Genomic DNA, 15,736 nt, shown 5'->3' on the forward strand with positions numbered 1-15,736 from the left:
TATCGTTGACGCAAACTCAAATATGCGTAACGAACGCGAAGGAGTACAACATGAAGAAGATTGCAGTGTTCATGACCGTTGCGGCGCTCGCCTTCACGCTGGCGGGCTGCTCGTCCAACGATGCCGAATCGGCCGACCAGGCCGCAACCGACGCCGAAGCCACCGAAACCGCCGAAGAGCCCACCGAGACCGTCGTCCAGGGCGAAATCGCCTGGAGCGAGGCGGAAGACCAGGCCGCGGCCAGCGAAAGCGCCGGCTTCTCCGGCGATTTCGTCGTGCCCGACCCGCTGCCCATCGGCGACTACGAGTGGTCTGCGCCCAACTTCACGGCCATGGACGGCGTCGCCCAGGCCGACTACGACGGAGGCGGCATTGCGGTTTCCATCCGCAAGGGCGAGGGCGTGGCGCTCGAGGACCTTTCCGCTGACCTGAACGAGTACCAGTTCGACTGGACCCAGGACGTCGACGGCGTCGAGGTGGCCTGCCACGGGTATGAGGAGGGCATCGCCAACTTCCTGGAGTGGGAGACCGAGGACTGCTCCTACAACGTATGGTGCGTGAGCACCGCCGAGGGCAACCTGGGCATGAATGAGGACGAGGTGGCCGCCATGGTGGCCGGCATCGAGTAGCCAGGTCCGCGGTCAGGCATACGAATCCGCAAAACCACGAGGGGCGCCCAGGCGCCCCTCTTTGTATTTGTGTGCGTTGCGATGGTTCCTGCAAATATAAAAACCTCTCGGAGGTAGGAAACGCGCGTTTTTTGCATCGCCACCCTCGTGCGGGCCTTATGTTTCGTGGTTGTAACCACATTAAGACCCCGAATCATGGTCCCGGACGTCCAAGAGTCGGGTGTTGGACCCTTCTTCCAGGTCCAAAGATGCAAAAAACGCGCGTATCCTACCCCCGGGGCCTTTCAAATGCTGAAGCGGCGACATTCCTGCCGCCAGAGAACGCTGTCTGCAGACAGGTTTCCATATAAAGAAGGGGAGCGACGCGCCTGCCGCTCCCTTGCCTGTACAGAGGTTGATTCGTTTGCGCTACGTCCAACGCAGCGTTCCGTCGGGGTGGAACATCAGCGAGGGGTCACCGCCGTAGCTCGGGTTTTTGATCAGCTCGAAGTCGTGGTCGAGGCCGAATACGAAGTCCGCAGCCGTAATGCCGTTCCTGCAGGCCGGCCGCCCGATGGCGGGGTTGTCCGGCCCAACCAGGTCGCCTGCGGTCTTCAGCGATTCGACCTCGGGAATGCCCAAGGGGTCCAGGACCAGCGAAGCCTCCCTTTCGTCAAGACCAAAAATAGTGACGGTTTTCATCCTGTCGGCACGGATCTGCTTCATGGGGTCGGAGGTCACGAACCCGAACTCGCAAAAGCCATCGTTGGCGAAGGTCTCGCCGTAATCCTCCAGCAGCTTGTCGCATTGACGGAAGTTCATGTTGGTGATGAAATACGTTGCCGTGTGCGCAGGCGTGGGCTTTCCGCAGGAATCGTTGATATCGGTATCGTACAGAAGCGGCACCACGATGAAGAAATGAAGCGGGGCGGTTTGGCAGACGAGGTATGCGAATCGGGACATGGCTTCCGTGAGGGATCCTACAGGAATGTTGGCCACAGTCCACCCGTCACTTTCGAACGAGTAACCTTCTTGGATAGTTTCCAGGCCCCGTAGTTCCAGCCCTGACGCATACTCCATAAGACCACACCCCCTTTGTGTGCGCTCGGCCGCATTCAATATAAGTTGCTACATCCGAAAAAGCAATGCTTCCTACCGATTGCCATAAATTCAAGCGAAATTCTGCAGGTGGAACTTGTATTTCGGCAAGCGGTAATGTGAACTATAAGGCACATCCGAATGCCGGATCGCGCGGCCCTGTCTCCCAATGCGATGGGGCGCGAAACGTGCGCTCGCTCGGTCTGTGTGCCGCCTAACACGGCAAGGTGCAGCGCGGGCGCCAGGCGGGTTCGCAAGCCGTGCGCCACCCGCTGCGATGGGTATGGTCCACCGCCGCCAAAAGCCGACGCGATGGGGGTGCGGAACTTGCGCTCGACCGGTCCGAGTGCCGTGCGACTCCCGCTGCAGTGGGGTACAATGCCTTCCGACGAAAGAAAGGTGGATTCATGCTCGCGATAACCGTTGACGCCGCCAAGGCCGCGGATTTCCTGACAGCACGCATCAATATGCTGCAGCTGCCCTTCGACACCGACCTCAAGGGGTATGTGCTGGTGTGCGCGTCGGGTGCCTCGCAGGACGAAGGCACCATTCCCGGCAAGGCGCTCTGCTATGCCGAGCTCACCGGCTGCGACCCGTACGGAGACGGCTTCCTGTGGAAGTTTCGCAGCCTGTATTGGATCGAGCCCTTCGACGCCGCCGACGCTGCCGCGCCTTTCGAAGTGGACGACGACTTGATCCGCATCATCCCCGGGTTCATCGAGCCCATCGACGCATTCAACGAGTTCTACCGCCCTGCGTTTGTAGGCGACGATACCCATTGGCAGCGCCTGCTTGATGTGTTCGCGGTGGAGGACGAAGACGAGGACCCTGGATTCTGGTAGGAGACATCATGACGAAGCTGATCGATTATCTGGCCGAGCCCGAAACCGCTGTGGTGTTCGACATCGACGGCGTGCTGTGCGTGTACGAGTTCGGCGATCTGAGCCATTCCGCCTGTCCCGACGACGACTGGGAATCCTACGTCGTGAACCAAAGGCCCTACGACTCCGCGCTGCCCGTGCCCGTGCTGCAGAGGTTCATCCAGGAGAAGGGACCCGACCGCGTATTTGCCTGCTCGGTGGCCGAAGATTATGAGGCTTCCGGCAAGCTTGCGTTCGTGACCAGGCATTACGGCATTCCCGCCGACCATGTGCGCCTGGTGTCCTCCAAACCCGAGAAGCGGGCGTTTCTGGAAGAGCTCCGCGACGGCCTGGGCCTGCCCGAGCAGCGCGTGGCGCTGGTTGAGGATACGGTCAAGACGCTCGATGCCTTAAGCGACGGCTCCGCATTCACCACGGTGCACGTGACGTCGTTTTTCGCATAGGGTCGCATCCGGCTGGTGGAGCGGGCCCGCATGCTCGAGGGGAGCACCCGGCCGGTGGGCGAGCGCCGCGGGCTCGGGGCCACACGCCCGTCGGGGCAGGCCCGCTCGGCCGAGGGCCGCACTCGGCCTGTGGGGAAGTCACGCGAACTCGGGGCCACGCGCCCGTCGGGGCAGGCCGAACCCGACGCCAACCGATTCCGTATTCCCGTCCGCTTCGCCGCTGGGCGATACGCCCGGCAACGTGGCGTTGGGTTTCTTCACAGGGCCGTCATATTATCGAAAAACGATAAAAACTTATTGCAAAACGAAAAACTTAAGGCTATCATTCCTTCCAACGGACGAACTGTATCGTGTCCGTTCCGCACGAAGGAGCAGGTTATGAACCACATCGAACTGGGAACACAGCTCAAGGCGCTGGACATCATCCTGGGCATTTGCTGCGTCGTCATGGCCTTCGTGGTCATGCCGGTCAAGGGCCAGCAGCTGGCGGCACTCCATCCCGATTTGGCGTACCTGTTCGTCCCGTGCCTCATCGGGGGATGGATCGGCCTGGCGGCGCCACTCGCCATGACCGTCATCGCGTTCCCCATGTTCCGCAACATCGCAAACGGCGACTCCTTCACCGACGAGAACGCGCGCATCCTGAAGAAGATCAGCTATCTGGCAGGGTTCGACGTGCTGCTTCTGCTGGTGGCCATCGTGGTGTTCGTGTTCGTCGGGGCGTTGTACCTGGGTGCGTTCATGGCGCTGGTGACCGGCATCGTCGTTATGGGCTCGGTGGCCATCGTGGCGGCGGCACTTTCGCACCTCACGCTTAAGGCGGCCCAGCTCCAAGCCGAAAACGATCTGACGGTGTAGGTGGCGTATGCGCATCGTCGTGAATCTGGATGTGATGCTTGCCAAGCGCAAGATGTCGTTGACCCAGCTCAGCGACCAGGTTGGCATTACCATCGCAAACCTGTCGAACCTCAAGACCGGCAAGGCCAAGGCAATCCGGTTCTCCACGCTCGCAGCGCTGTGCGAGGTGCTGGACTGCCAGCCCGGCGATCTTTTGGAGTACGTAGAAGAGAAGGACTGATCCCCATGTCAAATCAGAGTTTCAACGGGGTGCCCGACGGGTACCCTCAGCAGAGCGCACCTTCGAATCCCCAGACAGGCGGGGGAGCGCCCGTTCCGCCCGTCGGCTGGAACGCGTCGGCGCCTGCACCCGCGGGTTCGCCCGCACCCGGCTCCGCGCCGCAACCCGCCGCGCCCGCGCCCGCGCCGGCAGCCGCGCCTCAAGCTGCGACAGGTTCCCAATCCGCAACCGCTGCCGCGCCGCAGTACGCGCCCGCGCCTCAGGCCCAGCCTGTGACTCAGCCAGCGCCGCAGTACGCAACCGCACCGGGCTCCGCGCCGCAGCCGCAGCCCCAAGCCGCGTTCGGCGGGGGCCCGAACCCGGCATTGCCGCTCAAGCCCCCGTACGAGTTCACCCAGCACGATACCCTCGTGGCGATACTCGGCCTGGTCCAGGCCATCTTCTGGGTGCAGGTGTTCGACTTCGACGACTTCCCCTGGTACTACTACTGGGGCACGCCGACCACGCCCGGCATCGGCATTGCCGTGCTGACCTGCGCGTCGCTGGTGCTGGCATGCATCGCCCTGGGCAAGAGGGCGCGCTACGACCGATGGTCCCTGTCGCTTATGGGCGCCACCGCAGTCGTGTCCGTCCTGCCTGCGCTTACGGCCAACGGCCAGCTCAGGTTCTTCAGCTGCCTGGTGCTTCTGGGGCTTTACCCCATGGCCATGCTGGCTCTTTCCGGCATGTGGAACGGCGCCTTCCTGCGCATGCATACGCTGCTGACCAGCTGGGGTTTCACCATACGGAGCATGTTCTACCGCGCAACTTGGCCCATGAAGGCCGTCTTCCGCAAGGGCGGCACCGTTGACTCCGCGGGGCAGACCGCCTCGGACAAGCGCCTGTCCGAGGGCGTGCTTGTCGGCGTGCTGATCTCTTGCGGCCTGCTGGTGGTCGTGCTGCCGCTGCTGGCTTCCGCCGACGCTGTGTTCGGCCACATCTTCGGCCGCATTGGCGAGTGGCTTGCGCGCCTCGACATCTGGGACATCGTGGGGCATCTGGTCTACCTCATGCTGGCCGCAGCTCCTCTGGCGGCGCTTCTGTGGAACCTCACCCACGACGACGGCTACTTGGCCGGCCGTCAGTTCGACCCGCCGCTGCCGCGCGGCACTGTGCCTCCCGCCACCGTGCTGACCGTACTCGTCATCATGGACACGGTGTATCTCCTGTTCGCAGGCGTGCAGGTTGTCTACCTGTTCGGCGGCGTGGAATCTCCCGTGCTTGCCGACGGCTACGCGGCCTACGCTCGGCAGGGCTTCTTCCAGCTTATTCTGGTCGTGTGCATCAACGTGGTCATGACCTATGTGGGCATGCGCATCGTGGACAAGGAGCGCGGCCTGGTAACGGCCATGCGCGCCTTCGCGGTTCTGCTTCAGGTGCTCACGCTGGTGGTACTGGTGTCGTCGCTGTGGCGCATGACCATGTACGTGCAGGCCTACGGCTTCTCTATGGAGCGCGCGCTCACCTATGTGGGTATGGCTTGGGTGGCGGTGGTCATCGTGGCCCTGACCGTGCGCCTGTTCTACCGCGAGTTCAAGGTGTTCGCCGTGGCGTTCGTGGCAGGCCTTGCCCTGTGGATCGGCTTCTCGGTGTCGATGCCCGCGACGCAGATCGCGAACTACAACGTGGACCATTACCTGGCGGGCGACATCGCCGATCCGGATGTGGACTACCTCAGCAACCTGTCCTACGAGTCCAAACCCGCCATCGAGCGCCTGTATGCGGCCACGTCCCAAGCGTCGATCGGCTCGGACGCCTACTATATACATCAGCAGTGCGAGTCTGTGCTGGCGGACTCCGGCGAGCCTTTGGAAATCAGTTACAGCTACAGGGACACGCTGTTCCATAAAGAGGGGGAGGGCTACATCGCCTGGCAGTACCAGTGCCTCCCGTACTGGGTAATCGACTAGCTGGCGTTTTGCCTGGTGCAGCGCTTGCACGGCGTATCCGGCGCCTGTTCGGGACGGGGCTCTTGCGGGCCCCGTCCTTTTTGTGACCTGGGGTTTCTCCCGAAAGCGCAGGCCGGCCGATGCTGCGCTTGCTCGAGCGGGCTGAAGCCCGCGCCTCGCAGACGCAGGCGCGGCGTCCGCGTTCGGCCTGGTGCTGAAACCCGCGTTTGCAGACGCACACGTGGCTCCTGCAAGCGGCACGCGGCCGAAGCCTGAGCTCGCAGGCGCGCACGTGGCTCCTGCAAGCGGCACGTTTCCGTCCGTTACCACTTTCCAGACATGGATGAGGTAGGATAAGCGAGTTTTCTATATCCCGCGACCCGAAACGATGCCCCGAAGCGCCGTCCGAGCGCTGAAGCAAGGGGTTGGAGCGCTCAAAACCCGCTTTTTGACGTGCAAACCAGCCCCTCGCGTATAGAAAACTCGCTTATCCTACCTCAAGCGGGTCTCTGAAGTGGTAAAGGCCGTCTGGACCGATGGGTTGCGCCGCGACCGCCGCCTTTCAATGCATTGCAATGAAGGATGTGCGTGCCGATGCACCTCCATGTACGCCCAGCCAGGTAAGACGCCCGTGCCTTCGTGCACGTCCAGCCAGGCATGACGCCCGCGCCTCCGCATACCCCCAACCAGTCATAACGCCCGTGCCTGCGCATCCCCCCTTGTGACTTCGTTGTATTTTGGTGTTTGCAGAATTGCAATCTCGCATAACAAGAAAAACCCGTACAATATGGATTTATGCAAAGCCTGAAAGAACAACGTGCACAAACCCATGACCGCAAGATGCTGATCTATGCGGTCATCGGTTTCGGCTGCATGATCGCCTACAGCCGCATGCTTGGCGAAGGGTTCGAAGGTTACATGCAAATCGGCTCCACCACGCCGCAAGACACGTTCTATCTGCTGCGTTCTTTCGCTCGTCTGTTCACCATCGCGGTCATCGCCATCGGCGGATACCGCAACACCCTGCGCATCAACGGCATCGCCGTCGTCGCAGCGGGCGTGCTCATGACGTTCTCGACGGCCATCTTCACCTTCTCGGGCAACGGCTCGCTGGGCGCCCTTGTGGCCCTGATGGCCGGCGCGTCCAACGGCATTCTGCTGTACGCGTGGATGCTGCTTCTGTCCAGCTACGACATGAAGCGCATCATGGAGGTGACGCTTTCCGGCCTGGTGCTGGCGGGCGCCATCCTCATGGGCGGTCCCTATCTGCCCACGGCGCCGCAGATGGCCGTGGTCATCCTTTCGGCCTTGCTGTCGTCGTTCAGCATGCTGGCGGTGGATCCCGATTTCGAATCGTGCATCCCCGACGGCAGGCTCACCCGCGCCGACCTGCGCCAGATCCCGTGGTTCACCCTCATCATGATCATCGTGTGCGGCTCCATCGGCACGGTGCTGTACGGCATGTCCCTCGAGTTCTTCTGGTCCTTCAGCGACGGCGCCAACTACATCGTGTTCGGCATTTCCATCCTGTTGACCATCGGCGCGTCGTGCCTGATCATGCTGCGCACCAAGCTCTGGGCCGACCGCGTGTGGCTGCCTACGTTCGTGCTGCTCATGTGCTCGCTGTGCAGCTGCTTCCTCGTGGCCGAGAGCGTCATGCCCCTGTGCATGGGCTTCCTTCTGGCCTCCATGTTCTGCTACCACTTCCTGCATTGGATGATTTTCCCGGCCATCTTCCACGAGATCAAAGTGCCGCGCCACATGATCGTCGGCGTTGTGCTGGTGCTCACCAACAGCTTTTTGGTGTCGCACCTGGGCGGCATCACCGCCCGCGCCCTGCCCGAGAGCATCAGCAGTCTGAGCAGCGTGGCGGGCCTTATGGCCGTGGGCATGATCATCCTGTTCGCCGTTTCGTGGGGCTTCATGGGCCGCACCTCCAATCATGGCGAGGCCGAGCGCATCGAGCGCATCGCTGTCGAGTCCTTCGAACAGCTGAAGAGCGAAAACCCCGAGCTCGCGCAGCAGATGGAGGTGGCCGAAGCCGAGCAGACCGCAGCCGTAGCCCAGCCCGAACCCGAGCCTGAACCCGAGCCCGAGCCCGAACCCGCGCCTGCCCCGATGACCATCGAGGAGCGCTTCGAACAGATCGGCAAACAGTACGGCCTGACGGCCCGTGAGAAAGAGATAGCGGCCCTGACCGCGCAGGGCTTCTCGTCCACCTACATCGCCGAGAAGCTCGTGGTGTCCGCCAGCACGGTGCGCTTCCATCAGCAGAACGTCTATCGCAAGCTGGACATCCACTCCCGCACCGAGCTCATCGAAATCGCCAACGCCCAAGAATAACCCGTCCCTCGCGACGTCCATGCGGGAAGTGCTCCGCCGGTGCGAAAAAGACCTCACATCTAATGGGGGAGGCTCCATTTTCTAATCGCGATAACAGCATTAACCAATGTTTAGATATGGTTTTCGGACACAAAACCTGCAAATCCAGAAGCCGAACAAAGGGTTGGGAAGTGTCTCATTTTAGGTTACAAATTGTCATTATGTGAGAAGCACCGCTTTTATATTGTGTGCAAAATGCCAGGTCAGAAGATACCTAGCAACTCTGATAGGTAGGTAATGGCTAGCAATGCGGGAAACTGGCAATACGGGCAGGTGGATTTTCGAATCTGGTTCGCTAGCATGTATTCCAGCAAAAGTCGAATTGCGCCTGAGCGCTTCGAAAATTGTCGAGTTACAAAAAGGGGGTCTTGCGAGCTGCATGCGGCTCGCAAAAGAGAAACGTACCATGACCAAACCAAGTCTCAACATCTCCCAAAAGGAAGCCACCCAGGACTTCGCGCCCTATCCGCTGTTCATCTATCTTGAGGAGCTGGACGTCGTCGTCATCGGCGCCGGTCGTGTCGCCGAACGCAAGATCGAGACGCTGCTGGATTGCGGCGCCACGGTTACCGCCATCGCGCCGAAGGCCACCCAGACCGTCCTGAAGCTGGCCGAAGAAGGCCGCATCTCCTACATCCAGCGCTGCTACAAGCATGGCGATCTGGAAGGCGCCATCCTGGCCGTCGTCGCTACGGACAATACGCCCGTGAACGAAGCCGCCTACGCCGAAGCGGTCGAGCGCCACATGCTCGTCAACGTGGTCGACGTGCCGCACCTGTGCAACTGCATTGTCCCGTCCATCATGCGCCGCGGCAAGCTGCAGGTGGCCGTGTCCACCGCCGGCGCCGCGCCCACGGTGGCCAAAAAGATCCGCCGCAGGCTCGAAGAGCAATACCCCGCGTATTGGGAAGACTACGTGGACCTGCTGGGCGACGTCCGGAACCTGGTGAAGGCCCATGTGCCCGGCCCCGCCAGCATCCGCACGCCGCTCTACGAGGCCGTCAGCGCCGCCGGGCTGGAAGACCGCATCAAGAACGGCGAAACCATCTCCGCCGTTGAGGTGTTCGAAACCATCGTGATGCCTCTGGCCAAGGACCTCGGAATCGAGGTGGCGGCATGAGCATGGTAACCATGGGCATGAGCTACAAGACCGCTCCGATCGAATGCCGCGAGCGCGTAGCCGTCCCCGCCGAGGAAATCATCCAGGCCGACATCGACCTGAACTCCTGCGAAGACATCGACGGCGCCTTGGTGCTTTCCACCTGCAACCGTGTGGAAGTGTACGTGGACGCCAAGACCGACCGCATCGGCTTGAACGTGCTGGAAGAATGGTTCGCCAAACGCAACGGAGAGCCGCTGGACCGTTCGCTCTACTACACAGAGCGCGGCATGGACGCCACCGAGCACCTGTTCCGCGTGGTGTGCTCGCTGGACTCCCAGGTGCTGGGCGAGGCCCAGATCCTGGGCCAGACCAAACGCGCCTTCGAAGCCGCGTCCGAAGCCGGCACCTGCAACGACGTCATGACGGAGCTATTCAAGAGCGCCCTGCGTCTGGGCAAGCGCGCCCGCACCGAGACCGGCATCGGCACCGATTCCGTCTCGCTTTCCACCACCGCCTTCAAGGTGGCCAGCATGGTGTTCCCGAACATCGCCAAGTGCCGCGCGCTCATCGTCGGCGCAGGTGAGATGGCCGCCCTGGCAGCCACGTACTTCGTGGACGCCAAAATGACCGACGTCACCGTGGTGAGCCGCTCCCTTGAGCATGCCCAGGCCTTCGCCGCCGAGCACGGCATCAAGGCGGGCGATTTCGCCGACCTGTACCAGCTGGCCGCCGAAAGCGACATCGTGTTCTCCATGACCGCCGCGCCCGAGCCTGTTATCCGCGCCGCAAAGCTGGAGCAGGCCCGCGAAGCCGCCGGCACCGCTGGCAAGCGCATGATCATGGTGGACGAGGCCGTGCCCCGCGACATAGAAGACGCCTGCAACGACTTGGAAGGCGTTTCCCTGTACAACCTGGAAAGCCTCAAAGGCATCGTGGACGACGGCCTGGCCGAGCGCCTGGCGTCCGTCGCCGACGTGGAGCGCATGGTCGCCGAAGCCGAAGAGGAGTTCCTCCAGTGGATGCAGACCCGCAACGTCCTGCCCACCATCAAGGACATGTACGACAAGGGCAACGCGTTTCTTGACCAGGAATTCTCCCGCGCAGCCAAGGCGCTTGCCAAAGAGCGCGGCCAGCAGCTTTCCGACGAGGAAGAGGCCATCCTGCACGCGTACGGCGAGGCCATCGTGAAGAAGCTGCTGCACGGACCCACCGTCCGCCTGCGCAAAGAGGCCAATTCGGCCGATTCCTACTACTATACCGGCGCCGCCCGCTACCTCTTCGGGTTGGACACGTTCCCGGCCGGCACGCACCACAGGCCTTGCGGGCACCCCTGCAAAGACGGCCTGCCGTGCCCCCACGGCGTACCCGCCGACCATCAGACCCAATGCAGAACAGGGGAGAAAGAGTAATGCCAGAACGATTCGTTATCGGCACCCGCGGAAGCAAGCTTGCTTTGTGGCAGACCGAAACCGTGGGTCGTGCCATCATGCGCGCGTTTCCCGAGATAGAGGTGGAAATCCGCGTGCGCAACACCACCGGCGACATCAACCTTGCCTCGCCCTTGGCCGAAATCGGCGACAAGGGCCTGTTCACCCGCGAGCTGGAAACCGACCTTTTGCTGGGCGAAGTGGACATGTGCGTCCATTCCCTTAAAGACCTGGAGACCGAACAGCCCGAGGGCTGCGTGGTGGCGGGCGTGCTGCCTCGCGCCGACGCCCGCGACGTGCTGGTGTGCGGCCCGCGCATCCAGGCCGCAAGCTTGGCCGAGGTGCCCGAAGGCAGCCGCATCGGCACCGGGTCGCGCCGCCGCGTGGCCCAGCTGAAGGCCAACTTCCCCAACATGGTGCCCGAAGGCATCCGCGGCAACGTTGACACCCGCGTGGCCAAGGCCGAAGGCGACGATTACGAAGGCGCCATCCTGGCGGCCGCCGGCATGAAGCGCATGGGCTACGAGGACCACATCGCGGCGTACCTTCCCATCGAAGACATGATTCCCGCTCCTGGTCAGGGCGCCATCGCTATGGAGGTCCTGAAGAAAAACGAGCGCGCCTATCAAATAGCCCGCGCCCTGAACGACCCCGTGACCAAGGCCTGCACCGATGCCGAACGCTTCGTGCTGTTCTCGCTTGAGGGCGGCTGCTCGGCCCCCATCGGCGCGCACTGCCGTCTTGAGGACGGAAAGTACATCTTCGACGCCTGCGTGCTTTCGCTGGGCGGTACCAAGGCGGCCCGCTGCCACCTGGAGGCCGACGCGGATTCCGCCGACCCCATGGACATGGCCTGGGAAGTTGTGAGCGAACTTATCGGCGAAGGTGCCCGCGCCATCCTGCGCGACATCAAGAACGGCAAGGACACCGGACAATGATGTGCTCGACGAAAATATACCTGGTGGGCGCTGGTCCCGGCGATGCGGGCCTGATCACCGTCAAGGGCGCTCAGCTCATCGGCCGCGCCGATGTGGTGGTGTACGACTACCTGTCCAACGCGGAGCTTCTGGCCTACGCCCGGCCCGACGCCGAGCTCATGTACGTGGGCAAGAAGGGCTTCGCCAAGCACATCGGCCAGGACGGCATCAACCAGCTGCTGGTTGACAAGGCCTTCGAGCTGGACGCTGCCTACCAGGCCCGTCTGGCCGCCGTGGAAGGCGATCTGCGTGCCGAAGGCGACGCACCCAAGACGCCCGTCATCGTGCGGCTCAAAGGCGGAGACCCCTTCGTTTTCGGACGGGGTGGGGAAGAGGCCCTGGCGCTTGAGCAGGCCGGCGTGCCCTTCGAAATAGTCCCTGGCGTGACCAGCGGCGTTGCCGCACCAGCCTATGCCGGCATCCCCGTGACCCACCGCCGCGTGGCGGCGTCGGTCACCTTCATAACCGGCAACGAGGATCCGACCAAGGCCGAATCCGACATCGATTGGAACACCCTGGCAGGGCTCGCCAAAAGCGGCGGCACGCTCTGCTTCTACATGGGCATGCGCAACCTGCCCAACATCTGCGCTCAGCTGACGGAGCGGGGCGTGGCGCCCGAAACGCCCGCGGCCCTGGTCCAGTGGGGAACCATGGCCTGCCAGCGTACGCTGACGGCCACCCTGGACACCGTGGCAGAGCGCGCCCGCGAGGAGGGCTTCGAGGCCCCGGTCATGACGGTGGTGGGGCCCGTGGTGGCCTTGCGCGAGCGCCTGCAGTGGTTCGAGAACGCGCCGCTGTTCGGCCGCCGCATCGTGGTGACCCGCTCCCGCACGCAGGCGGGAACCTTCTCCGTACTGTTGCGCGACCTGGGCGCGGACGTGGTCGAAATCCCGACCATCGAAATCTGCGACCCTTCATCTTTCGACGTCATCGATGCCGCCATCGAGCGCATCGCTGACTACGATTGGCTCGTGTTCACCAGTGTGAACGGGGTCGATCGGTTCTTCAAGCGTCTCGCGGAGCCCTGCGCATCCGCTGTCGGTGGAAGCCCCAAGCAGACCCGTGACACACGGACTCTCGCAGGTTTGCGGGTGGCGGCCATCGGACCTGCAACCGCGGATGCCCTCACACGGCATGGAATCATGCCCGATGCGGTCCCCGGTGAATACCGCGCCGAAGCTGTCTTCGACGCGATGCGAGCTGCCGGCCTGGCCGCGGGGGACAAGATCCTCATCGCACGTGCGAAGGAGGCCCGCGAGACGTTGCCCGAAATGCTTGCGGAGGCAGGTTGCGAAGCCACCGTGGCGCCTGTGTACGAAACCCGCCGTCCCGCCGACGAGCAGACCGCCGAGCTGTGCGGCCGCATCGTCAACGGCGAAGTCGACGCGGTCACGTTCACTTCGTCGTCCACGGCCCGAAACCTTGTGGCCATGTTGGGAGAAGGCGCAGTTGAGACGCTGTCAAAACTGGATTTGTTCTCCATCGGGCCCATCACTACGCAGACGTTGGCCAAGCTGGGCCTGACCAACGTGCACCAGGCCGACACCTACACCATCCCGGGCTTGGTCGCGTGCATCCGCAAAGCCTACGAACGTTAGAACACCACCAGTCAAAGGGGGATTTGATGATCGGAATTTCGAAACTGTACTGCGGCGCCGTCGAGGCGTCCGATGCGCTTCGCTACCGGGGCCATGCCGCCAAGGACATGCCCAGCCACCTGCTCCAGTTCGCCGAGGACAAGAAGCCCGTGGTGGTGTGGAACTGCACCCGCACCTGCAACCTGAAGTGCGTGCACTGCTACGCTGGCTCCGACGCCCAGCGCTACGACGAGCTGACCACCGACGAAGCCAAGACCATGATCGACGACTTGGCCGCGTTCGGCTGCCCCGTGCTGCTGTTCTCCGGCGGCGAGCCCACCATCCGCCCCGACCTGGTGGAGCTCATGGGCTACGCCAAGCAGAAGGGCATGCGCGTGGTCATCTCCACCAACGGCACGCTCATCACGCCCGAAAAGGCCGAAGAGTACGCCAAGGTGGGCCTGTCTTACGTGGGCGTGTCCATCGACGGCGTGCCTGAGACCCACGACAAGTTCCGCGGCGTGCCCGGCTCCTTCGAGCGCTCCATGGAAGGCATCCGCAACTCCCGCAACGCCGGCATCAAGGTGGGCCTGCGCATGACCATCAACAAGCGCAACTGGCGCGAGCTTCCCGAGGTCTTCGAGATCATGAAGAAAGAGAAGATCAACCGCGCCTGCTTCTACCACCTGGTCTACACCGGCCGCGGCAGCGAGATCATGAACGAGGATCTGAACCACGAGGAAACCCGCCAGGCCGTGCGCCTGATCATGGACCTGACCAAGCAGTGGTTCGACGAGGGCGGAAAGCCCGAGATCCTGACCGTGGACAACCACGCCGACGGCGTGTTCGTGTACCACGAGCTGCTGAAAGAAGACCCCGAGCGCGCCGCCGACGTGTACCAGCTCCTGATGATGAACAAGGGCAACTCCACCGGCAACGGCATCGGGTGTGTGAGCTGGGACGGCGAAGTGTACGCCGACCAGTTCTGGCGCCACTTCTCCTTCGGCAACGTGAAGGACCGTCCGTTCTCCGAGATCTGGAGCGACAAGTCCCGCACCGACGAGCGCAGCGAGCTCATGTTCCGCCTGAAGGACAAGCGCCCCTTCGTCAAGGGACGCTGCGCCACGTGCAAGTGGCTCGACATCTGCAACGGCAACTTCCGCGTGCGCGCCGAGGCCGCCACGGGCGATTTGTGGGCGCCCGACCCTGCATGCTACCTGACCGATGAGGAGATCTCCTAATGACCGAGTACGGAAAATTCCCTGCGTACCGTCCGCGCCGCATGCGCGCCAACGCCACGGTGCGCTCCTTCATCCGCGAGACGCAGATTTCCGCCGCGGACTTCATCTACCCGCTGTTCGTCATGCCCGGCGAAGGCAAGCACGAGGAGGTTCCCTCCATGCCCGGCGTGTACCAGGTGTCGCTGGACACGCTGCCCGCCGAGATCGACGAGCTTACCGATTGCGGCGTGCCCGCGGTGCTGCTGTTCGGCCTGCCGTCCCACAAGGACGAGGTGGGAAGCGAAGCCTACGACGAGCACGGCATCGTGCAGGAGGCATGCCGCGTGATCAAGGCCCATGCGCCCGAAATGTACGTGATCACCGACGTGTGCCTGTGCGAGTACACCAGCCACGGCCATTGCGGCAAGCTGGACGAGACGGGGTACGTGATGAACGACCCCACGCTTGAGCTTCTGGCCGCCGAGGCCGTAAGCCATGCTGCCGCCGGAGCCGACATGGTGGCTCCCTCCGACATGATGGACGGGCGCATCGCCGCCATCCGTTCCGCCCTTGACCAGGCCGGATTCGAGAACGTGCCCATCATGTCCTATTCCACCAAGTACGCGAGCGGCTTCTACGGGCCCTTCCGCGACGCCGCCGATTCGGCCCCGGCCTTCGGCGACCGCCGCGCCTACCAGATGGATCCCGCCAACGTTGAGGAAGGCGTGCGCGAAGCCGCCCTGGACATCGCCGAGGGCGCCGACTTCGTCATGGTCAAGCCCGCGTTGCCTTACCTGGACGTGCTGAACCGCGTGAAGCGCGAGTTCAATTTCCCCACGGCGGCCTACAACGTGTCGGGCGAATACGCCATGATCAAGGCCGCGGCTGCCAACGGCTGGATCGACGAGAAGCGCGTCGTGCTGGAGCTTCTGACCTCCATCAAGCGCGCCGGCGCAGACGTAATCATCACCTATCATGCGAAAGAAGCTGCACGTTGGCTTTCTGAGGAATAGCC

The 15,736-nt window shown here is 62.9% G+C and carries 14 protein-coding genes; 13 read left to right on the forward strand and 1 reads right to left on the reverse strand.

All coding sequences use genetic code 11. From position 1 onward, the window contains the following. Positions 1–50: 50 nt before the first annotated feature. Entirely contained in the window at positions 51–629 is a 579-nt protein-coding gene (locus tag SHEL_RS05645; RefSeq protein ID WP_012798288.1) for a hypothetical protein, read from the forward strand. Positions 630–1,037: 408 nt separating this feature from the next. On the opposite strand, the gene SHEL_RS05650 is transcribed toward SHEL_RS05645, so the two are convergent. Further along, complete coding sequence (locus tag SHEL_RS05650) at positions 1,038–1,688, reverse strand: hypothetical protein (RefSeq protein ID WP_041422500.1); 651 nt, start codon at positions 1,686–1,688, stop codon at positions 1,038–1,040. 425 nt (positions 1,689–2,113) lie between these two features. Here SHEL_RS05650 and SHEL_RS05655 point away from each other — a divergent pair, with 425 nt between their 5' ends. The 12 genes from SHEL_RS05655 (at position 2,114) to hemB (ending at position 15,734) form a co-directional block, all read left to right on the forward strand. Further along, on the forward strand, positions 2,114–2,548 hold the full coding sequence (locus SHEL_RS05655; RefSeq protein WP_012798290.1) for a hypothetical protein: 435 nt from the start codon (positions 2,114–2,116) through the stop codon (positions 2,546–2,548). An 8-nt stretch (positions 2,549–2,556) separates the two neighbouring features. Further along, the gene (locus tag SHEL_RS05660) at positions 2,557–3,030 is read left to right on the forward strand and encodes a hypothetical protein (RefSeq protein WP_012798291.1); all 474 of its coding nucleotides are present in this window, start codon (positions 2,557–2,559) and stop codon (positions 3,028–3,030) included. Positions 3,031–3,408: 378 nt separating this feature from the next. Next, on the forward strand, positions 3,409–3,888 hold the full coding sequence (locus SHEL_RS15250; protein ID WP_012798292.1) for a DUF2975 domain-containing protein: 480 nt from the start codon (positions 3,409–3,411) through the stop codon (positions 3,886–3,888). 7 nt (positions 3,889–3,895) lie between these two features. Beyond that, complete coding sequence (locus SHEL_RS05670; protein WP_012798293.1) at positions 3,896–4,108, forward strand: helix-turn-helix domain-containing protein; 213 nt, start codon at positions 3,896–3,898, stop codon at positions 4,106–4,108. A gap of 5 nt (positions 4,109–4,113) precedes the next feature. Then, positions 4,114–6,057, forward strand: a complete 1,944-nt coding sequence (locus tag SHEL_RS05675) for a DUF4153 domain-containing protein (RefSeq protein ID WP_083762246.1) — start codon at positions 4,114–4,116, stop codon at positions 6,055–6,057. Between the two features lie 774 nt (positions 6,058–6,831). Then, positions 6,832–8,379 (forward strand): response regulator transcription factor, encoded by a 1,548-nt coding sequence (locus SHEL_RS05680; RefSeq protein WP_012798295.1) that lies wholly within the window; start codon positions 6,832–6,834, stop codon positions 8,377–8,379. Positions 8,380–8,824: 445 nt separating this feature from the next. Further along, positions 8,825–9,538, forward strand: coding sequence for a precorrin-2 dehydrogenase/sirohydrochlorin ferrochelatase family protein (locus tag SHEL_RS05685; RefSeq protein WP_169304507.1), 714 nt, complete (start codon positions 8,825–8,827; stop codon positions 9,536–9,538). Next, positions 9,535–10,929: a glutamyl-tRNA reductase gene (gene hemA, locus SHEL_RS05690; protein ID WP_012798297.1), complete on the forward strand. Its 1,395-nt coding sequence runs from the start codon at positions 9,535–9,537 to the stop codon at positions 10,927–10,929. Before SHEL_RS05685 ends, hemA begins: the two co-directional genes overlap by 4 nt. Next, positions 10,929–11,885, forward strand: a complete 957-nt coding sequence (gene hemC / locus SHEL_RS05695; RefSeq protein WP_012798298.1) for a hydroxymethylbilane synthase — start codon at positions 10,929–10,931, stop codon at positions 11,883–11,885. Before hemA ends, hemC begins: the two co-directional genes overlap by 1 nt. Next, positions 11,882–13,522, forward strand: a complete 1,641-nt coding sequence (gene cobA / locus SHEL_RS05700; RefSeq protein ID WP_012798299.1) for a uroporphyrinogen-III C-methyltransferase — start codon at positions 11,882–11,884, stop codon at positions 13,520–13,522. The genes hemC and cobA overlap by 4 nt, the downstream gene beginning before the upstream one ends. A 26-nt stretch (positions 13,523–13,548) precedes the next feature. Then, positions 13,549–14,742, forward strand: a complete 1,194-nt coding sequence (ahbC, locus tag SHEL_RS05705; RefSeq protein ID WP_012798300.1) for a 12,18-didecarboxysiroheme deacetylase — start codon at positions 13,549–13,551, stop codon at positions 14,740–14,742. Next, positions 14,742–15,734: a porphobilinogen synthase gene (gene hemB / locus SHEL_RS05710; protein ID WP_012798301.1), complete on the forward strand. Its 993-nt coding sequence runs from the start codon at positions 14,742–14,744 to the stop codon at positions 15,732–15,734. The genes ahbC and hemB overlap by 1 nt, the downstream gene beginning before the upstream one ends. The last annotated feature ends 2 nt before the right edge of the window (positions 15,735–15,736 follow it).

Source organism: Slackia heliotrinireducens DSM 20476, assembly GCF_000023885.1.
In the GTDB taxonomy this organism is placed as follows: Bacteria; Actinomycetota; Coriobacteriia; order Coriobacteriales; family Eggerthellaceae; genus Slackia; species Slackia heliotrinireducens.